Source organism: Protofrankia sp. Cr1 (assembly GCF_963555865.1).
In the GTDB taxonomy this organism is placed as follows: Bacteria; Actinomycetota; Actinomycetes; order Frankiales; family Frankiaceae; genus Protofrankia.
This window is the reverse complement of the sequence record NZ_CAUVXO010000521.1, coordinates 1-3,604: the sequence shown is the minus strand read 5'-3', so window position 1 is coordinate 3,604 and position 3,604 is coordinate 1. Positions and strand designations below refer to the sequence as shown.

Here is a 3,604-nt window from a genome sequence, read left to right as displayed (position 1 = left end):
ACGGCGGTTGGGTCGACGACGTCACACCCACTCGCCGGGCTGGGTCTTCGACATCACCGACGCCGGGCGGCATGTCGTGGGTGCCTTCGAGTGGCGCCCGATCTTGTAGCGGGCGGGTTCGGCGGTCTGCTGGTCGTGGCTGGCGAGGTCGGCTCGGCTGGCGCCGTGCGGCGGTGCGGCCAGGAAGCGAGCCCGTCATAGAAGGATTTCGATCTGCGACTGGAAGACTAATCATCGTGCAATCGGCAGACTAAAAGCTCTGCAATTGGTAGAGTAGCCCTGTGATCGACTATCGGCGCCGCATCCTCGACGACACACTGGACGAGCTTCAGCCGTACCTTCGTGCCTTGTCGATCCATGGGCCGAAAGGGGTCGGCAAGACCGCGACCGCGATGCAACGCGCCGCGTCGGTCATCGATCTCAGCCTTCCCGGCCAGCGTGAGATCGTGACGGCCGACCCGTCCATCCTGACCCGCCTGCCCGGGCCGGTGCTCGTGGACGAGTGGCAGCGCGTTCCCGAGGTGTGGGACCACGTGCGGCACGCGGTTGACGCCGGCTCGCCGCCCGGCCACTTCATCGTCGCCGGCAGCTCGGCCCCCCGGGGGACGGTGGTCCACTCGGGCGCGGGGCGGATAGTACCCATGCGAATGCGTCCGCTGAGTGTGGCAGAGCGGGGCATCGAGACGCAGACCGTGAGCCTGGCCGCGCTCCTGTCCGGGAACCGGGATGTCGGCGGGGCCACCGCGCTCCGGTTGACGGACTATGTCGAGGAGATCACGGCATCGGGCTTCCCCGCCATCCGCGGTCTGCCGCCACGCGTACGACGGGCGGAACTGGATGCGTACCTGGACAACGTCGTCCAACGGGAATTCCCCGAGCAGGGCTACCCGGTCCGCAGGCCGGCGGCACTGCGCGCCTGGCTCGCCGCCTACGCCGCCGCGACATCGACAACGACGGCCTATTCAAAGATCCTCGACGCTGCCACCGCCGGGCTGGCGAACAAACCGGCCAAGGAGACCACGCTCGCCTACCGCGACGCCCTGTCGTCCCTGTGGCTACTAGACGCGATACCGCCCTGGATCCCCAGCCGGAACCATCTTGATCGACTCGGCCAGTCCCCCAAACACCACCTAGCCGACCCCGCTCTAGTCGCACGACTGCTCGGACTCGACGACTCCGCACTCCTGCGTGCTGAGCAAGGCAGCACAGACCTGTCGGCGGGCACGATCCTCGGCGCGCTTTTCGAGCATCTTGCCGCCCTCAGCATCCACACCTACGCCGAGGCCGCCGAAGCCCGTGTGGGCCACCTACGTACGCGCAACAACGACCACGAAGTGGACCTGATCGTCCAGCACGCGGATGGCCGGATACTGGGCATCGAGGTCAAATTGGCCGACCGGGTCGAGGACGTCGACGTCAAGCACCTCCAATGGCTTCGCAATCGGATCGGAAAAGACTTGATCGATACCGTCGTCCTCTACGCCGGCCAGCATGCCTACCGTCGAAGCGACGACGTCGCCGTCGTCCCGCTGGCACTGTTCGGCCCGTGACCGCCGCGGGCGGCCGAGCGGCTCAGCCCGGCCGCAGCCAGCCGGAGATACCAGCGAGGAGGCCCTCGTCATGAGCACTCCGGAAGCCGACTGTCCCCTGTACCCGCCGCTACGCCCCCAGGTCACCGTCTTCGCCCACGACGTCGACCCGGCCGTCGCTGCGGTGATCGCCGTGTCGCAGCTGCCGTTGCCGGCAGCCGGATTGGGCTCAATCCGAGCGGCGGGCACGCTCGACGATCTCGCCCTCGTCGAGCGGAACTGTGTGGTGCGTCAGGCATCGGAACTGCGCCGGATCCTCGACGAACGATCCGGCGTCGCCGGCCTCCGCGACCCGATCCACGACCTTGACGGCCCCGCATGGACCGCCTGAGCCAAGTCGTAGTCCTTGATCAGAGTCGGGAAGTCACCGCAGCGGTGAAGGCGGTCGCGACCGAGTTCCAGCAAGGAAATCGAGCCAGGTTCGGCGGCAGTCGTTCCTGAAAGACGCGGCTCTGGCCTGCTTACCCGGGCTGACCTGGGAAGAAAGGTTTGGAGGTGACGGGAAGGTGGCTTCCGCGTGAATACCGGCGGCTGATTCCTCGTCTCTAAACTGAGTGGGTGCCGATCGTCCTGACTGTCCTGGACCGCGTGTGCTGGCGCGGCCGGCCGGTGGTCGGTCAGCGTCCGCAGGCGTTGCTGGCCGCCTTGGCCGTCGGCGACGGTCAGGCGGTGCCGAGCGACCGGCTGGCCGAGGCGATCTGGGGCGAGCACGGCCCGGGAAACGCCGGCAAGGCGCTGCAGGTCCTGATCTCGCGGACACGCGCCCAGTGCGGACCGGACGCGGTCGTTCGAGACGGCCACGGTTACCGGCTCGGCGTCCCCGCCGACCAGGTGGACGCGTTTCGGCTGCGCGACCTGACGGTGCGTGCGCGGAACCTGCTCGCGGCCGGTGACGTGCTCGTGGCACGTGAGGCGGCGACCGAGGCCACGGTACTGGCGGCGTCGCTGGCGACACCCCAGGACGGGGACGATCACCCGCTGGCGGAGCTCCGCCGCGGCGCCGAAGGGTACCGGGCCGAACTGGCCGGGTTGCTGGGTCGCGTGCTGAGCCTGACCGGAGAGCACGCGTCCGCGCTGCCGCGGCTAGGGGAGGCGTTCGACCGGGATCCGTGGGACGAGGCGGTGCTGGCCTGCCTGCTGCGAAGCGAGGCGGCGGTACGGGGCACAGGCGCGGCTCTCGACAGGTATGAGAGATACCGGGCCGGGCTTCGCGACCGACTCGGCGTCAACCCCGGCTCCGAGCTGGAGCGGGTGCACCGCGAACTGCTCCACCTCGACGAGCCGGTGCGCGCGGGCCTGCACTACGACGCGAGCTCGCTGGTCGGGCGCTCGGACGACCTCCGGCAGCTCAGCGCGCTCGTCAACTCCGCCCGCGTGGTCTCGATCGTCGGCCCGGGCGGGCTTGGTAAGACCAGGCTGGCCCATGTGCTCGGCCGGTCCATCCAACGGCCGGTGGTGCACTTCGTCGGCCTGGTGGGCGTCACCTCGCCGGAGGACCTTATCGGCGAGGTCGGCTCGGCGCTGGGGGTACGCGACTCGGTGCACGGCCGCCGGACGTTGACGCCCCAGCAGCTCGCCGACGTGCGCGGACGGATCGCCCAGCATCTCAGCGCGGCGCCCAGCCTGCTGATCCTCGACAACTGCGAGCATCTCGTCGACGCCGTGGCCGACCTGGTCGCGTTCCTCGTCGCCACCACCAGCGATCTGCGTGTGGTCACCACGTCGCGCGCGCCGTTGGCGATCAGCGCGGAACACGTCTATTCGCTGAGCGCGCTCGGTCACGCGGAGTCCGTCGAACTGTTCCGGCAGCGAGCCGTCGCGGCGCGGCCCGACGTCCAGCTGCCCGACGACGCGGTGACCGACATCGTGACCCGGCTGGACGGTCTCCCGCTGGCCATCGAGCTCGCCGCCGCCAAGGCGCGGGTGATGTCCGTGGAGGAGATCCGCCGACGGCTGGAGGACCGGTTCGCCCTGCTGCGCGGCGGCGTCAGGAACGCTCCGGACCGGCATCGCAC

Annotated in this window: 3 protein-coding genes; all 3 read left to right on the top strand. The window is 69.5% G+C overall.

The genetic code is table 11. The features are described from left to right. Window positions 1-281 precede the first annotated feature (281 nt). Window positions 282-1,550, top strand: coding sequence for an ATP-binding protein (locus tag U9980_RS25020; protein ID WP_322770173.1), 1,269 nt, complete (start codon window positions 282-284; stop codon window positions 1,548-1,550). Window positions 1,551-1,620: 70 nt separating this feature from the next. Beyond that, window positions 1,621-1,920, top strand: a complete 300-nt coding sequence (locus tag U9980_RS25015; protein ID WP_322770172.1) for a hypothetical protein — start codon at window positions 1,621-1,623, stop codon at window positions 1,918-1,920. 227 nt (window positions 1,921-2,147) lie between these two features. Next, on the top strand, window positions 2,148-3,604 hold a 1,457-nt coding region (locus U9980_RS25010), incomplete at its 3' end, for a BTAD domain-containing putative transcriptional regulator (RefSeq protein WP_322770171.1).